9 protein-coding genes and 1 tRNA gene are annotated in these 14,232 nt (G+C 65.7%); 2 read left to right on the top strand and 8 right to left on the bottom strand.

The window, feature by feature from the left end; translation table 11 throughout:
* Positions 1-53 precede the first annotated feature (53 nt).
* A tRNA-Met gene (locus F804_RS0114745) sits at positions 54-130 on the top strand.
* A 467-nt stretch (positions 131-597) separates the two neighbouring features.
* On the opposite strand, the gene F804_RS0114735 is transcribed toward F804_RS0114745, so the two are convergent.
* Entirely contained in the window at positions 598-1,593 is a 996-nt protein-coding gene (locus F804_RS0114735; RefSeq protein ID WP_022708514.1) for an NAD-dependent epimerase/dehydratase family protein, read from the bottom strand.
* A gap of 186 nt (positions 1,594-1,779) precedes the next feature.
* On the opposite strand from F804_RS0114735, the gene F804_RS17045 reads away from it, so the two are divergent.
* A complete protein-coding gene (locus tag F804_RS17045) occupies positions 1,780-4,092 on the top strand; it encodes a glycosyltransferase family 2 protein (RefSeq protein WP_084686687.1) in 2,313 nt (770 codons plus the stop codon).
* Here F804_RS17045 and opgC read toward each other — a convergent pair.
* The 7 genes from opgC to F804_RS0114695 form a co-directional block, all read right to left on the bottom strand.
* Entirely contained in the window at positions 4,089-5,213 is a 1,125-nt protein-coding gene (opgC, locus tag F804_RS16675; RefSeq protein ID WP_022708512.1) for an OpgC domain-containing protein, read from the bottom strand. The two genes, F804_RS17045 and opgC, sit on opposite strands and share 4 nt — an antisense overlap.
* Complete coding sequence (mdoH, locus tag F804_RS0114720) at positions 5,210-7,282, bottom strand: glucans biosynthesis glucosyltransferase MdoH (protein ID WP_245540373.1); 2,073 nt, start codon at positions 7,280-7,282, stop codon at positions 5,210-5,212. The genes opgC and mdoH overlap by 4 nt, the downstream gene beginning before the upstream one ends.
* Positions 7,283-7,296: 14 nt before the next feature.
* Positions 7,297-8,793, bottom strand: a complete 1,497-nt coding sequence (locus F804_RS0114715) for an OpgD/OpgG family glucan biosynthesis protein (RefSeq protein WP_245540372.1) — start codon at positions 8,791-8,793, stop codon at positions 7,297-7,299.
* Between the two features lie 189 nt (positions 8,794-8,982).
* Positions 8,983-11,229 (bottom strand): phosphoenolpyruvate--protein phosphotransferase, encoded by a 2,247-nt coding sequence (gene ptsP, locus F804_RS0114710; protein WP_022708509.1) that lies wholly within the window; start codon positions 11,227-11,229, stop codon positions 8,983-8,985.
* Between the two features lie 57 nt (positions 11,230-11,286).
* On the bottom strand, positions 11,287-12,543 hold the full coding sequence (locus F804_RS0114705; RefSeq protein ID WP_022708508.1) for an aspartate kinase: 1,257 nt from the start codon (positions 12,541-12,543) through the stop codon (positions 11,287-11,289).
* Positions 12,544-12,627: 84 nt separating this feature from the next.
* Positions 12,628-13,020 (bottom strand): DUF1178 family protein, encoded by a 393-nt coding sequence (locus F804_RS0114700; RefSeq protein WP_022708507.1) that lies wholly within the window; start codon positions 13,018-13,020, stop codon positions 12,628-12,630.
* Between the two features lie 13 nt (positions 13,021-13,033).
* The gene (locus tag F804_RS0114695; RefSeq protein ID WP_022708506.1) at positions 13,034-14,227 is read right to left on the bottom strand and encodes a 3-deoxy-D-manno-octulosonic acid transferase; all 1,194 of its coding nucleotides are present in this window, start codon (positions 14,225-14,227) and stop codon (positions 13,034-13,036) included.
* Positions 14,228-14,232 lie beyond the last annotated feature (5 nt).

Here is a 14,232-nt window from a genome sequence, read left to right as displayed (position 1 = left end):
AGAGACGACAATCTCTCTGATACGATGAAAACACCCGATCAGGACAAAAATGGCGCGGGGTAGAGCAGCCCGGTAGCTCGTCAGGCTCATAACCTGAAGGTCGCAGGTTCAAATCCTGCCCCCGCAACCAAAATAACAAAACCATACAAAAAACACGCCCCGCAAAAACGCGGGGCTTCTTGCGTTACAGATCACAGAAAAACACCAAGATGAAACATCCGACGGCGAAACTGTCCAAGGAAGTCGTGATCGCGGGCAAACGCAAGAGCGCGTGCGCCAGCCGCAAGAACGCTTGTTCGATCCAGCATCGAGATCGCTGATGCATGGTGAACTGCCACTGAACTTTCATCTAACCGCGACCGGAGCCCGATCGGTGTTCACGCCGATCGGCGCAGGCTGAGCAAACGCCCGACGCGCGGAGTTATCATCTCGCGTAATCAACGGTGGAGGAAAAATCCCGTGGCAGGTCAACCGGAACGCTCGATCAGATCGGTCGATCCCCGCGCGATCCGCATGGGTAAAAACCGCCCGACTAGAACGTCCTCGCTACCCAAGGCTTGAGCCTAATAGCCATGCGCCACAAGTCTGCTCAGCCGTCTATGCATAATAGCTTCCGAACCAACCCACATACGCCTCAACGGCATCTGCAAGCGGTGTTTTCGGGATGCCGCCGATAAGCTGGCCGATCAGGTTATCGTCCGCCCATGTCGCAGAAACGTCGCCAGGCTGCATCGGCATCATGCGCTTCTGGGCCTCCAGGCCCAACGTCGTCTCGATCGCCGAGATGAAGTCTATCAGCTTGACCGGGGCGCCATTTCCGATATTCACGGCCCGCCACGGGGCGACCGGCGAAAGACTGTCGCCCTCGACCGCGGATGCCGTGGGCGCCTGTTGCAGAAGGCCCAGAATGCCTGCCACCAGATCGTCGATATAGGTGAAGTCGCGTTGCATGTCGCCGTGATTGAAGACCTTGATCGGTTCGCCCTTCAGGATCGCGTCGGTGAACAGATGCGGAGCCATGTCCGGCCGCCCCCAGGGACCGAATACCGTGAAGAAGCGGAACATCGTGATGGGCAGCTTGAAGAGATGCGCATAGCTGTGGGCCATCACCTCGTTCGACTTCTTTGTGGCGGCATAGAAGGACAAGGGCGCTTCGGTCTTGTCGGTCTCGGAATAGGGCATCTTGGTGTTTGCACCATAGACCGAGCTGGTCGATGCCATCATCATGTGCTGCGGAGGGAAGGCGCGCGCCGCCTCCAGCAGTTCGAAAGTGCCGACAAGGTTTGCCTCGACATAGGCACGGGGGTTCTCGATCGAGTAACGGACCCCGGCCTGCGCGGCCAGATGGATCACGCCGTCCGGCCGATATTCCTCGAATAGGGACATCAACAGGCCGGGATCCTCGACCTTGCCGTGAACGGCCGTGAACCCTTTGTGTGGCGTGAGCTGGGCTTCGCGATCGGCCTTCAGTGTCTGGGAATAGTAATCGTTGTGGCTGTCCAGCCCGATCACCCGGTGTCCGGATTCCAGAAGGGCACGAGAAACGTGGAAACCGATGAAACCTGCGCTGCCCGTCACAAGAATAGTCTGCACGCGGCCCTCTTGAATTAGTTCTCTGGCGTTCGGCACAAGTGAACACGCTATGCGCGCATGATGCAACTCGGGAACGACCGGGAAATGCGCGGGGCTTGAAGGCGCGCCTGCCAGATGGGATAGAGAATTCATCCCCTTCTGCTGCCCGTGGGTCGCAGAAACGCGCACGAAGACGGGAAAGACCGCATGCCCAGAAGCAGTATCATCGGCCGCACGATCCGTTCGCAAGAGATGCTGCTTCCTGAAGGTTTCCCGCGCTCCAGTCTCCGGCTCTTGGATGCTCTTGCCACGGCGGACAGCAATGTCGTGCGCATGTATTTTGAACAGATCGACGATCTGCGGGCGTTTGGCCCGGCGCGTTCGGGCGACGTTCAGCAGATGAGGGGCTTCTCTGGCGCATTGCTGGCAGAGATGCGCGTGCCGAACGGTCGGGATGTCGCGTCGCCCTTCGGGCCGCCGGGCGGGCAGATCGCTCCCAGTCCTGCCGAACATGATTTGCTTGCAGGCCGGGATGTGCTGCTTGGCCACTGCAACGGCGAGGATGCAGCGACGCTGAGCGATTGGCTGCTTTGGCATCACCGGGTGCACAGGGCGACTGGTGCGCTGATTGTCGACAGGGGACATCCGGGCGAGGCCGAAAGAAAGGCCGCCGAACTTCATCGCGTGATGTCGGCGACCGAGGAGGGTCGCGCGGCGCTGGATGCCATGGTCATCGCCATCGTCGATTTCGATTCTCCGCTTGGCGATCCGCTGAAGGGCCCCGAGGCTCATCCGATGAACGCGCCCGACGCCCCCGGCAAGGATCGCATGGAACAGCCCGCCGCCGAGCCTTGGACCGCGCCATTGGGGAACAGGCTGCTGTTCGACCTTTTGCGGCATCGCTTGCTTGGCGCGGCAACCGCGGTCGCGAATATCGAAACCATCGACCTCATCGATCCGATCGCAGGCAGCACGGTTTTCGATGCCGCCAAGGGGGTGGAAACCGGCTTCCTGTCCCTTCTGGGCGAGAGGGCATATCCTTGGGGTGTGCGAAACGACGCCGTTCCGCGCTTTGGCGATCATATCTGCAAGCGTTTCGATGGCAGGGCGCGCGACTGGCGCTGGTGCGCGGCCATGGATCGGCTGCCGAGCAATACGATCTGGGTTCGGGACAGGATTCTGGGGGCCGCGAACGCGCCCGAGCCGGTTCGCTTCATCCGCCACATGGCCTTGCGCTATGGCCAGGACGAAAGTGGCAAGGTCAGCCGGATCGTTCCGAAGACCAGCCTTGTCGAAGCGGACGATCTGCTTGCGCGTGCCATTGCCGCGGGTGCCGATCCACTGCGCCAGCCCAAGGCCGATATCGCAGAGAATGCCAGCCACGACACTGACGGCACGCGACGCGACGGCGTGACTATCGTCACCACGATGAAGAATGAAGGGCCGTTCATCCTGGAATGGATCGCCTATCACCGTGCAATCGGGGTCGAGAATTTTTTGGTCTATACCAACGACTGCACGGACGGGACGGACGATCTGCTGCGACTTCTTGCCCGCAAGGGCTATTGCGAGTGGCGCGAGAACCCCTATCGAGAAGTGGACATGAAGCCGCAGCATGCTGCGCTGCATGCCGCCGACTCCGAAGACATGGTCAAGAACGCGGACTGGCTGATCTGCATGGATGTCGATGAATACATCGCGGTCCATGTCGGAGACGGCACGATGAAGGCACTGTTCGATGCCGCCAACGATGCCAACCTTATCTCTCTGACTTGGCGCCTGTTCGGGAACGCGGACATTACGGATTTTCGCGACGGCTTCATCACGCAGCAATTCTTCCGTTGCGCGAAGGAGTTCGCCAACAAGCCGCATCAGGCATGGGGCTTCAAGACGCTCTATCGCAATATGGGGCTGTTCAAGAAGATGGGCGTCCATCGCCCGAAGGGGCTGCAGCCCAACGCGCTGGATGCCATCCGCTGGATCAACGGTTCCGGCAAGGCGATGCCGCAGGACCAGTGGCGCAACGCCTGGCGGTCGCATTCGGGGACCTACGGCTATCAGCTTGCCTCGCTCAACCACTATGCCGTCCGCTCGGTCGAGAGCTTTCTGGTCAAACGCGACCGTGGGCGCGTGAACCATGTCGATCGCGACCAGGGCCTCGCCTACTGGTTCCGGATGAACCACAATGTCGAAGAGGATCGCCGCATGGAGGCCGTTCTCCCGTTGCTGCAGGCCGAGTACGATAGCATGATGGCCGACCCCGAGATCCGCGCGATGCATGAAAGCTGCGTGGCCGCCCACCGTGCCAAGATCGACGAACTGAAGGTCCAACCCGCCTACAGCGCATTTTTCCAGGAACTTCAGACAGACCGCATGCGCAAGTTGTCAAAGCTGCACGGCCATTTCGGCTCGAACGTCTATCTGGCGGGGCCGACCGTCATTCCCGACGAGATCGTCGAGAAACCGGCCGACAGTGATTTCTTCTTCACTGTCGACCGTGTCGAGACGACCGAGCACTAGCTGGCGCGCGCCTTGCGCGCCTTCTGCCATGGCGCGCCGTATTCAAGCCACAGGGCCGAGACCCACCACAGCGTCACGCAGGCCCACAGGTCGATCAGCAGCCGGCTGGTCATCGACTGGTCCTCAGGTGTCATCTGAAGCGCATCACCAAGAACCGACAGAAGAACGCACGCCACGAACGAGAAGAGTCCGCCCTTGCCGATCTGCTGCAGTGCGACCCCCAGCTTCGTGGCCGAGAACCAATGCGCAGGACGCGCCAGCGGGACCGCGATCAGCCATGCTGCCGACAGGATCGCAAGATAGCGCGTGCCGTCCAGGCTCCACTTGTCGATCGAACCGTAGAGTACCTTGAGCGCCTGGCGCAGGGGCAGGGCGGGTTCGCCGATGCGGGACGCGATCACGATGGTCGCGCCGAAGGCGAACATCGCGGTGGCGACTGCCGTCACCAGGTGCCGGCGCGGCCACAGCACGGCCATGATCCGCTCGCGGAACAGGCCCAATGCGGTGCCGGTATAGAAGAGCATCTGCCAGCCGAAGGGGTTGAACAGGAAACCGCCCTGGCTGCGATGGTTCGGCAGCATCTGGTTCAGCGGGGGCGCGAACCACCACAGCACCACCGACACCAAGGCGCACAGCCAGAAGGCGCGCAGCATCGCGGGCACCACCAGCGGCGTCAGCGCGATCAGCACGACATAGACGGCCAGAACATCGATGATGTTGGGCTGCAGCCAGAAGCTTCCGACCTCGGCCATGAACAGCAGCGGGTGATCCACCGACCAGACCGCATAACGGTCCCAGATCGCGGTGTGCGGCAGGTCCACGGCCCAGAGCAGTGCCGACAGCAGGCCCATCAGCAGGGCGCCGACGACCATCGCGCGCCAAACCTCGAAGGCGCGGCGCAGGAAGCGGCGCTGCGCCTTGCCGCGGCCCTGCTTGGCCTCGATCCCGCGCCAGACCATGCCGACGAGGAAGCCCGACAGCAGGACGAACATCTCGGATGCGTCGAAGATCGAGAAGTTCGGCAGCGTGACATGCCGCATCGCCGAGATGGGCATATGATTGACCATGATGCTAACAAGGGCATAGCCCCTCAGCATGTCCAGCGTGATGATGCGGTTCATGCGGGCAGTTCGCTCCAGCGGCTCAGAAGGGCCGGGTCCGACACGAGGGCGTCGGTCTCGGCCCGGTCGAGCCATGAGAGTGCCTGCGACTGGCTGTCGGCATTCGCGATCTTGGCCTCGGCCGTGATGCGCGCAAGATGCCAATTGGTCGGCAGGTCTTCGGGAAGGGGGGCAAGCCCGGCCTTGTGGCGGGCCAGAAGTTCGGGGTCGCGGCCAAGGCGCTGCAACCCGTCACCGGCGCAGGCGATGCGCGAGAGGCTGCGGGTGATCGCGGCGGCCTCGGTCAGGATGCGCGGGGGATCGCGTTCCTCGGGGGTGACCAGCAGGCCGCGCATGCGGGCCCAACGCCCGAAGACCGGGCTGGCCGACAGGCGCGAGGTCAGCGGCGACAGGATCAGGCCCGCGACGATGGGGGACAGCCAGATCAGCTGCGCGGGTGAAAAGATCGACAGCACGATCAGCGTGCCGACGCCCAGCAGCACGTGCCACCAGTGATATCGCAGCACGATGCCCCAGCCGGGCATCGAGCCCGCGCGCACCTGCGCGTTCCATCCGCTGTCGCGGCCGCGCAGGATCTCGAAGATCTGGCGGGTCTGGACCAGCATCTGCACGGGCGCGATCAGCGCCGACAGGACGGTCTCGAATATGGCGCTGGCGAAGATGCGCACGCGCCCGCCCGATGCGACCGCCAGGGGGCGGGCCCAGGCGCGGAAGGTCGCGATGAATTTCGGCAGCAGCAGAAGCGCCATCGCGGCGGCGAACAGCCACAGCATGCGGCGGGAATCGAAGACCGGCCAGTCGGGGAACAGCTGGTAGGCGGTCGGGAAATACTCGGGCGTCGACAGAAGCACCGTCGCCGACAGCACAAGGCCGACAAGGATCAGCGCCAGCCAGATCGGGCTCATGAGGAAGCCGAGGATGCCGATCAGGAAATGCGCTCGGCTGATGCCGCGCAGGCCCTTCACGCCCAGCAGGCGCGAATGCTGAAGGTTGCCCTGCGCCCAACGGCGTTCGCGGGCGGCCATGTCCAGAAGGGTGGGCGGGCATCCCTCGAAGCTGCCGCGCAGGTCGTGGTCCAGTCGCACCGACCAGCCGGCACGGCAGAGGGCCGCGGCCTCGACGAAGTCATGCGACAGGATGGTGCCGCCGAAGGGGGGCTTGCCGGGAAGGCGCGGCAGGCCGCAGGCCTCGGCAAAGGCGGTGACGCGGATGATCGCGTTGTGACCCCAGTAATTGCCGGTATTGCCCGACCATGCCGCGACGCCACGCGCGATCATCGGGCCATAGACGCGGCCCGCGAACTGCATCAGGCGGGCAAAGATCGTCTCGCCCCCGACCAGCATCGGCATGGTCTGGATCAGACCCATGCGGGGGTCGGCGTTCATGCGGGCCGACAATTCGCGGATGGTCGCGCCGGACATCACGCTGTCGGCGTCCAGCACGACCATCTGGTCATAGCGTCCGCCCCATTCGCGCACGAATTCGGCGACGTTTCCGGATTTCCGATCCTCGTTCGTCAGGCGGCGGCGATACCACAGGGGAAGGGGCGACAGGCGGCGGGCCTCGTCGATGACCAGCGTCTCGTTGACCGCGATCGAGGGGTCGCGCGTGTCCGACAGCACGAAGATCTCGGCGCGGTCGGCCATGCCTTCATCGGCCAGTTCCCGGGCCAGGGCGACCAGCAAGCCGGTGCTGACCGCGACATCCTCGTGATAGATGGGCATGACGACTGCGACGCGCGCATCGTTCTGCCCCTCGGGCGTCTTCAGCCGCGGCGCGAGAAAGCCCGCGAAGGTCCCGCAGAACGAGAAGCCGACCCAGGCGAAGGTCGGAACGAACAGGATCAGCAGCGCGATCTGCATCGGCGTCGGGTCGGCGCGGAACGCCGCCAGCATCTGCAGGCAACCCAGCACCGCGATGACCGCCGTGCCGCCGAAGGCGATCAGCCGCGCGGCCCAGACGCGCCAGCTGTCATGGGCGCGTGCGGGCCCCGCAACGGGGCGGCTGCGGAAATCCTGCACCGGCATGGTGACCGGGGCGCGGGGCGGCACGATGGGACGTTCGCTCATGTCGGTAGCGATGTTCATGCGGCCCAACGGCTCATCCAGGTCTCGCTCAGGGCAAGACCCTCGTTGTCGGTCAGCGCGGCGCGCAGCTCGGCCAGCTCGGCGCGGCCGGGCTCGAACTCGAAGGCAAGGCGCAGGACGTGCTGTTCGGGCAGGGCCTTCAGATAGGCATGCACGATCCGCCCCTCGGAGGCCGAGACCTGGAACTGCGGAAGCTGGTCGCGGAACATCCCCAGGTCGAAATCGATGATGTAGCTGCGCGTCGTCTCGACATTGATCGAGCGGCCCGACCGCACCTGGCGGACCTTGGCCAGCGGCAGGTCGCTTGGCGGCAGCGCCGAGAAGCTGAGCCGGTACCGGAACTCGGTCCGCTGGCCGCCCGGAATGACGTCCTTGGGCAGCCAGTAGCTGACGATGTTGTCGTTGAACTCGTTCTCGACCGGGATCTCGATCAGGCGCACCTCGCCGTCGCCCCAGTCGCCTTCGGGCTCGATCCAGGCCGAGGGACGCAGGTGATAGAGCGCCTCGGCATCCTGGAACGTCTCGAATTCGCGGGCGCGCTGGACCAGGCCGAAGCCCTTGGGGTTGCTGTCCACGAAGCTGGAGATCTGCAGGTTGCGCGGCGACATCAGGCCGCGCCACAGGTTCTGGCCGGCGCCGGTATGCATCTGCAGGCCGTCGCTGTCATGGCAGGCGGGACGGTAATCGTCGACCGCGCGGCGCGAGGCCGGGCTGAACCAGAACATCGAGGTCAGCGGCGCAAGGCCGGTCTCGCGCAGATCGACGCGCGGGAACAGCGCCATCCGCGTGCGGACCATCGTGACCGCGCCGGGCGTCACGTCGAACTGATATGCCGCGGCCACCGACTTGCTGTCGAGGATGGCATAGATGCGCACACCCTCGTCGCCGGGCTGCGGCTCGACGATCCAGAAATCGGTGAACAGCGGGAACTCCTCGCCGTCGGGGCTGCCGGTCTTGATGGCCAGCCCGCGTGCAGACAGCCCATAGAGCGTGCCGCGCGCGACCGCACGGAAATAGCTTGCGCCCTGGAAGACCAGGAATTCGTCCATGACGCCGGGGCGGTTCAGGAAGGTCCGCATGCGGAAGCCCGACCAGCCCATGTCGCCCACCGTTTCCAGGTCGGCACCGTCGGGGAACTGCGAGGGGTCGAATTCCAGCATCGACGGATCGAAGGGGATGTGTTCGGAGATCCCGTCGCGGACCAGGTTGATCTGCACCGGCTCGTAGAAGATCGTGCCCGGCGACAGCAGGTCCACCGAGAACTGCTTGGAGCCGCCCAGGGGGTCGCGATCCTTGCGGAAGCGGATGCCGCGATACTTGTCATAGTCCAGATCGGCAAAGCTGCCGACCAGCTTCGACACCGGCTGGGTATAGACGCTGGCGGCGCGTTCCTCGGCCAAGGCGGCGACGTTCTCGAAGTTGAACGGCTCGGGAAGGTTCGGACCGAAGGTTTCGGTCGCTTCGGGCGACTGGGCATCAGCCTGGACCGCCATCAGCGATCCGCCGGCTGCCATCGCGGTGGCGGCATTGAGAAATTGACGACGCTTCATATCAGGAGATGCTTTGACAGGTTGGTGGACACATTACATTTGCCGCCGCATCGCAGCAAGCGTTCTCGCCATTTCGTCAACCCATGGGCGGGGTTGCGCGGACGCCAACGCCTGAACTGCGTGCAGGTTCCGCTATTGGCGGGCCAGCCACGCGGTCACGGGACCGCGAACACTGGTGAGGCCCTGCGCCTCGGCGGTGTCGATGACCTCGCGCAGCTCGGTCAGCGAGACGCGCCGGATCAGGTGCTTGACCGGCCCGATGGATGCCGGGCGCATGGACAGGCGGTGGATGCCGAGGGCCGCGAAGGTCAGCGCTTCGATCGGGCGGCCCGCATCCTCGCCGCAGAAGGACAGCGGCACGCGCGCCTCCTCGCAGCGGGCGATGATCTGGCGCAGCATCGACAGGAACGGCACGCTGAGCGTGTCGTAGCGGCGGCGGACGCGTTCGTTCTCGCGGTCGGCGGCGAAGAAGAACTGCTTGAGGTCGTTCCCCCCGATCGAGATGAAGTCGCACATCTCGAAGAAGCGTTTGGGCGCGAAGGCCAGCGACGGGGTTTCCAGCATGGCGCCCACGCGGATGTCGCTTGGCATGTCGTGGCCCAGCCGCTGTTCGCGCGACAGTTCCTGCATCAGGATGCGGTGCGCGTCCTCGTATTCCTGCATGTCCGCGATGAAGGGGAACATGACGTGCAGCGGACGCCCGACCGAGGCCCGGATCAACGCCTGCAGCTGCATCCGCAGGACGCCGCGCTTGTCCAGCCCCACGCGGATCGCGCGCCAGCCCATCGCGGGGTTCGGCTCGTCCTGGGGCTTCATGTAGGGCAGCACCTTGTCGGATCCGATATCCAGCGTGCGGAACATGATCGGGCGGCCGCCCGCATTGTCCATCACCCGCGAATAGAGGCCCGCCAGCTCGCCCCTTCTGGGAACGTGGTTGCGGATCAGGAACTGCAGCTCGGTGCGGAACAGGCCGACGCCTTCGGCGCCCGACCCCTCCAAAGATGGCAGGTCGGCCATCAGGCCCGCATTCATGTACAGCTGCACCGTCGTCCCGCAGGTGCCCGTCGCCGGCAGGTCGCGCAGGCTGGCATAGCGGTCCTGCGCCGCCGCCTGCATCGCGATCTTGTCGAGGAACGCCTTGTGGACGCTTTCCTCGGGGCGCAGGTGGACGACGCCCTGATCGCCGTCGACCAGGATCGGATCGCCGTTCAGCGCCTCGGTCGTGATGCGGCCTGCGTGGATCACCAGCGGGATCGCCAGCGCGCGCGCGACGATGGCCGCATGGCTGCCTACCGACCCTTCCTGCAGGACCACGCCCCGCAGGCGGCGACCGTATTCCAGCAGCTCGGCCGGGCCGATGTTGCGTGCGACCAGGATCGGGTTCTCGGGCATCTCGGCGCCGGTATCGGTGCCCTGACCGCTGAGGATGCGCAGCAGTCGGTTCGACAGGTCGTCGAGGTCATGCAGGCGGTCGCGCAGATAGGGGTCGGACGCCATCTCCAGCCGCGCGCGGGCGCTGGACTGCTCCTTCTCGACCGCGGCCTCGGCCGAGAGGCCCAGCCGGATGTCCTCTTCCATGCGCTTGAGCCAGCTGCGCGAATTGGCGAACATGCGATAGGTTTCCAGCACGGCGGCGTGTTCGCCGTCACCGCCCATGTCGGCGGCGGCAACCATCCGGTCCACGGTGCTGCGCAGCTTCTCGACGCCCTCGTGCAGGCGCTGGTGTTCGGTCTCGGGATCGTCGCCCACCGGGTTCGCCACCACGACGCGCGGCTCGTGCAGCCAGACGCGGCCCTCGGCGGCGCCCTCCTGGCCGGTCGCACCGCGGATCATCAGCGGAAAGCGGTGCGCCTGCGGCATGCCGTCGGCCTGGCCGCCCTGGAAGGCGCCCAGCTCGGTCATCTCGGCCAGGACCATCGCGACGACCTCGAGGCCATAGACCTCGTCGTCGGTGAACTGCCGCGCGGTCGTGCACTGGACGACCAGCACGCCCAGGCGTTCGCCCACGCGCTGGATCGGAACGCCCAGGAATGCCGGAAAGACCTCTTCGCCGGTTTCGGGCATGAAACGGAAACCGGGTTCGCTGGGGGCGTCGGCGGTGTTCATGTTGCGCCCGGTACGGGCGACGCGGCCGACAAGCCCCTCGCCCAGGCGCAGGCGGGTCTGGTGGACGGCCTCGGGGCGCAGGCCCTCGGTGGCGCACAGCTCCAGCGTCTCGGGGTCGCGGAACAGGTAGATCGAACAGACCTCGGTCCCCATCGAATCCGCGATCAGATGGGTGATCTGGTCCAGCCTGTCCTGTCCGCCGCCCGGAGCGGCGAGGATTTCCTTCAGCCGCCTCAGCAGCCTGCGGGAATCACTGTCGCTGCGGTCCTGCATCGCTTGCCGCCTTCTGCCTGTGAATGGCCCCCGTGGCCGGGGGCCGAACCGGTGGCGTTATGCCTTGTCCAGTTCGAAGGCATCATGCAGGGACTGCACCGCCAATTCCATGTATTTCCGGTCGATCAGAACGGAAATCTTGATCTCGCTGGTGGCGATGACCTTGATGTTGACGTTCTCGTCGGCAAGCGCCTTGAACATGCGCGCGGCGACGCCGGTATGGCTGCGCATGCCGATGCCCACGACGCTGACCTTGGCGACCTCGGTGTCCACGACCAGCTCGTCATAGTCGATGTTGCCGGCCTGGCGGGCCTCTTCCATGGCCTTCTTGGCGCGCTCGACCTGGTTGATCGGCACCGAGAAGGTCATGTCGGTCACCGAACCGGGGTGATCGTCGTAATCCTTCTCGGAGATGTTCTGGACGATCATGTCGACATTGACGCCGGCCTCGGCCAGGGGGGCGAAGATCGCGGCCGAGATGCCCGGACGGTCCTCGACCGTGACCAGCGTGATCTTGGCCTCGTCGCGCGAAGAGGCGACGCCGTTGACGACTTTCGATTCCATGATTTCATCCTCATCGCAGATCAGGGTGCCCGAATTCTCGTCGGTATCCTCGAACGAGGATAGCACCCGCAGCCGCACGTTGTAACGCATCGCCAGCTCGACCGAGCGGGTCTGGAGGACCTTCGCGCCGAGGCTTGCAAGTTCCAGCATCTCCTCGAAGGCGATGCGGTCCAGCTTGCGCGCCTTCGAGGTGATGCGCGGATCGGTCGTGTAGACGCCGTCCACGTCGGTATAGATGTCGCAGCGTTCCGCGCCGAAGGCGGCCGCGAAGGCCACCGCGGTCGTGTCGCTGCCACCGCGCCCAAGGGTGGTGATCCGGCCTTCGGGCGACAGGCCCTGGAAGCCCGCGACCACGGCGACCTTCATGCCTTCGGCGAATTTCTGATCGATATTGTCGCGCGGGATGTCCACGAAGCGCGCGGCGCTGTGCGCCGAGGTCGTGTTGATCGGCACCTGCCAGCCCTGCCAGCTGCGCGCGGGGACGTCCATTTCCTGAAGGGTCAGGGCCATCAGGCCCGCGGTCACGTTCTCGCCGGAACTGACGACGGCGTCGTATTCGCGCGCGTCGAACATGGGCGAGGTCTGTTCGACCCAGCCGACCAGCTCGTTCGTCTTGCCCGACATGGCGCTGACGATGACGATCACGTCATAGCCGCGTTCGACCTCGCGCCGAACCTTCGTCGCGGCGTTGCGGATCCTGTCCAGATCGCCGACCGACGTACCGCCGAATTTCATTACCAGAAGCGGCATCGCGGGCCTCCAGCCAAGGTTGCGTATCGCAGGCGCTTTTAGGGACGGATCACACCGACCGCAAGAGCGGGTTGCAGCGCCGCCTCAGTTCGTCTTCTGGCGGGGGATGAAGGGCAGGGGGGCCACGGGAATTCCCTCCTCGATCAGCTTCTTCGCCTCTTCGGGGCGGGCCTCTCCGTGGATGGCGCGGCCGGGGCGGGACCCCGCATGCATGGCGCGCGCCTCCTCGGCGAAGCGGGGGCCGACATAATCGCTGTTGGCCTCGACATGCTGGCGCAGCTTCTCCAGCGGCGTGGGGTCGGGCTGCGATTTCTTCTCGGCCACGGACGGGGCCATCAGCGCCTTGCGGACATCCGTGTCCCCGCAGGCCGAGCAGGTCACCTGGCCCGCATCCAGCATGGCCTGGAACCCGTCCGAGGATCGGAACCAGCCGTCGAAGTCATGTCCCCTGCTGCAGCGCAAGGCATAGCGGATCATCGCAACGCTCCTGTCATCGGGGTGACATATCGGGTCGCGGCGCGGGCTTGGCAAGATCGGACAGCCGCGCGATCAGCGCGGCGGGATCGCCCGCGCGGGCGTCCAGAACGTCGCGCGCGGCCTGTCCCTGCGCCCGCCTGCGGTCCGGATCGGCCAGCAGCGCGCGCAGGTGCGCCGCATCGAAGGGCAGCGCCGCCGCCCCGAGCGCCGCGAAGCCTTCGGTGAAATTCGCGACATGCGGTCCGCGCAGCAGGGCGCAGCGATGGGCTGCAGGCTCCCACGGGGTATGGCCGCCGTGATCCATGATGGTGCCGCCCACGATGCAGATGCCCGCCGCCGCGTACCAGCGCGGCATCTCGCCCAGGGTGTCCGCAAGAAGGACGCCGCCCGCGGGCGGGGCGTCCGCACCCTCGCTGCGGATTCTGCAGGGCAGGCCGCGTTCGCGGATCAGCGCCGCGATCTCGGGGGCGCGCCTGGGGTGGCGGGGCGCAAGGATCAGCCGCGCATCGGATTGCGCGGCGAAGGCGTCGAGGATCGCGGCATCCTCGCCCTCATGGGTCGAGGCCGCGAGGATCGTGCGGTCGCGCAGGGCAGTTTCATCCGCAGGGGCGACCGAGGCCGGGGCCAGAAGCTTCAGGTCCAGCCGCGGCAGGACCGAATCCTCGGGCAGGCCCAGACCCCGCAGCCGCGCCTCGGTGCCCGCATCCTGCGCCGACAGCGCGGCGATCCGCGCCAGCATCGGCGTGACGATCCCGCGCATCCGCGCCCATCGCCGCCCCGAGCGTTCGGACATGCGCGCCCCGATCATGGCCTGCGCGATGCCCCGATCGGCCAGCATGCGGGACCGCAGCGGCCAGAACTCGTTCTCGATGGTGATGGCAAGGCGGGGGTCCGCGTGGTCCAGAAAGCGGCGCAGCGCGCCCGGCATGTCCAGCGGCGCAAGGCGCGCATCGATTCCCCAGCCGCGCGCAAGATCGCGCCCGGTCGTGCTGTTGGCGGTCACGATCAGGGGGAATTCGCGCGACAGGGCCATGATGATCGTGCGCGCGGAGGTCAGCTCGCCCACGGATGCGCCATGCAGCCAGATCGCGGCAGGGGCGGGCGGGTCGTCGCGGACCAGACGTTCGCGAAGGTTGTCGGAGGGGCGCAATGCCAGCCGGACCAGCAGCGCGGCTTCTGCGATGCGGGCGATTGCGGCATGGATCATCGGAC

The sequence above is a fragment of the Paracoccus zeaxanthinifaciens ATCC 21588 genome, assembly GCF_000420145.1.
In the GTDB taxonomy this organism is placed as follows: Bacteria; Pseudomonadota; Alphaproteobacteria; order Rhodobacterales; family Rhodobacteraceae; genus Paracoccus; species Paracoccus zeaxanthinifaciens.
This window is presented reverse-complemented; position numbering and strand designations above follow the sequence as displayed.